This is a genomic window from Flavonifractor sp. An306 (assembly GCF_002159455.1).
Taxonomy (GTDB): domain Bacteria; phylum Bacillota; class Clostridia; order Oscillospirales; family Oscillospiraceae; genus Flavonifractor.
Genome location: NZ_NFIQ01000165.1, coordinates 1 through 2,256 on the forward strand (window position 1 = coordinate 1; position 2,256 = coordinate 2,256).

A 2,256-nucleotide genomic window follows, 5' to 3' on the forward strand; every position below is an offset into this window, starting at 1 on the left:
ACCCGGTACGGCCTGCTGGGGCTGATGACCGCCCTGCCCACCACGCCGTCCTTTATGGACTATGAGGCGGTATACCTGCCCAAAAACCACTTCATTAAGGAAGAATCCATGGCGACAGACAAATACCTGTCCCTGTTTTATCCTTTTGACCAGCTGGACTTGGTGAAGAAAGGCATAGAATCCACGTGGAATGTGTCCGGTGACCGGACGATGGTTGCCCTGACCATGACCTTCATGGACGAGCCGATGGCGAAAAACATGAGCTTCCAGCGGGAATATGCAGAACCCTATGACTGGGTTGCCCAGCAGTTCAAGGACTGGGCCTTTACGCTGACAACCGCCATTTTGTACTACAATGACTATGATTCCATTGACGAGGACGCACGGGGGCTATATCGCAAGGCCATGGCTGCGTTCGGCGGGATTGCCCCCAGTTACCACATCGAGCTGCTGGATAAGCCCACCATCTATTGGGATTTCCATTCGCTGCTGCTGGGTATCCAGATGATGTTCAGCTTCATGCTGGTGGACGGTGACCAGCCCCTGCGCCTGTGCAAGCACTGCCAGAAGGTGTTCCTAGGCAGCCGGTCCAACGCCGCCTTTTGCAGCCCACGGTGCAAGAACCAGTATAATGTCTACAAGAGCCGGGGAAAGAACCGGACAGATGGAGGTGGCGAGGAATGAGCGAGGAACAGGGGCTGACCCCGTATGAAACCAGAGAAATCCTCTTTTATAAGACCGAAAATGGAGAGGTGCGGGTGGAAATCCTGCTCTTTCAGGAAAACCTCTGGCTGACGCAGGCAAAAATGGCAGAGCTGTTCGAGGTGCAGAAAGCGGCCATTTCCAAGCATCTGAAAAACATTTTTGAATCCGGCGAACTGAGCGAGGATTCAGTTGTTTCCAAAATGGAAACAACTGCGGCGGACGGAAAACGGTATCAGACCAACTATTACAATCTGGACGCCATTATCGCTGTGGGGTATCGTGTGAACTCCAAGAAAGCGACCATGTTCCGCATTTGGGCGAACCGGGTGTTAAAAGAGTTCATCATCAAAGGCTATGTGATGGATGACGCACGGCTGCGGGAGCCGGAGAACTTTTTCGGCAAGGATTATTTCGAGGAACAGCTGGAGCGCATCCGGGACATCCGGGCCAGCGAGAGAAGATTTTACCAGAAAATCACGGACATCTATTGCCAGTGCAGCGCCGACTACGATGTGGAAAGCCCCATTACAAAGGAGTTTTTCGCCACAGTGCAGAACAAGCTCCACTATGCGGTCACCCATCATACCGCCGCCGAGATCATATATGGCCGTGCCGACAGTACCAAGCCCAACATGGGGCTGACCACATGGAAAAACGCCCCCAAAGGCCGCATCCGCAAATCGGATGTCACCGTCGCAAAAAACTATCTGGATGAAACAGAAATGCGTAACCTGAACGAGATTGTCACCATGTACCTGGACTATGCGGAACGGCAGGCCCGCCGGGGAAATGTCATGTATATGGCCGATTGGGTCAAGCGGCTTGACGCATTTTTACAGTTCAACGAGGAAGATATTCTGTATGATAAGGGTAAGGTGACCGCCGCCATTGCCAAAGCCTTTGCCGAGAAAGAGTTTGAAAAGTTCCGGGTATTGCAGGATCGGACCTATCAGAGCGACTTTGACCGGCTGGTTGCGGAAACTTCGGATGATCTGACAGAATAACCATATACGCAGAAAGCCCACGCCACCGGTTCTCTTTCCGGTTGCGTGGGCTTTTTCGTTCATCGCTTATTTCTTGTTTTGCAGCTGTTCATGGGCCTCCTGCTGGACAATCAGCCCCGCCGAAAAGCCATACTTGAAATGGCTCTCACTTTCCTCGCACTGAGCGATAGCGTTCTGCGCCCGGAGTTCCTCCACCAGAGCATAGTCCTCTTTGCTGAGCCGCTGGGATAACTGCTCCATCAACGCCGCACAGGTTTGGATCGCCTTGCGGTATCCCGGGGATGTGGGAACAACGGTTTCACAGGGATAAAACTCCCCGTTATACATGGCTTCCAAAATCATTGCGTTCCCTCCCTCAACAGTAGACCAACTCCGCCAGGACGATTTCCTCGGCCCTGTTGTGGATGGAGTTCATGGAGCGCACCCATGCCATCTGGTCGGCAGATTTCAGGGCTTCTGTGACGCCCTCTTGCTGCATCATGGCTTTTTCGATAATTTCCAGCCGCTCCCGGCAGGCGGTGTCGATTTCCTCCAAATGGGGAAACAG

Annotated in this window: 4 protein-coding genes; 2 read left to right on the forward strand and 2 right to left on the reverse strand. The window is 53.0% G+C overall.

Annotated features, from left to right (window positions below; all coding sequences use genetic code 11):
• The coding region (locus B5F88_RS19165) for a hypothetical protein (RefSeq protein WP_087937017.1) at window positions 1-684 on the forward strand (684 nt) is incomplete at its 5' end.
• Complete coding sequence (locus B5F88_RS19170) at window positions 681-1,709, forward strand: virulence RhuM family protein (protein ID WP_087937018.1); 1,029 nt, start codon at window positions 681-683, stop codon at window positions 1,707-1,709. The genes B5F88_RS19165 and B5F88_RS19170, both read left to right, overlap by 4 nt.
• Window positions 1,710-1,775: 66 nt before the next feature.
• On the opposite strand, the gene B5F88_RS19175 is transcribed toward B5F88_RS19170, so the two are convergent.
• Window positions 1,776-2,051, reverse strand: a complete 276-nt coding sequence (locus tag B5F88_RS19175; protein WP_087937019.1) for a DUF6809 family protein — start codon at window positions 2,049-2,051, stop codon at window positions 1,776-1,778.
• Between the two features lie 13 nt (window positions 2,052-2,064).
• A partial coding sequence (locus tag B5F88_RS19180; RefSeq protein WP_140402210.1) for a TnpV protein occupies window positions 2,065-2,256 on the reverse strand: 192 nt, incomplete at its 5' end.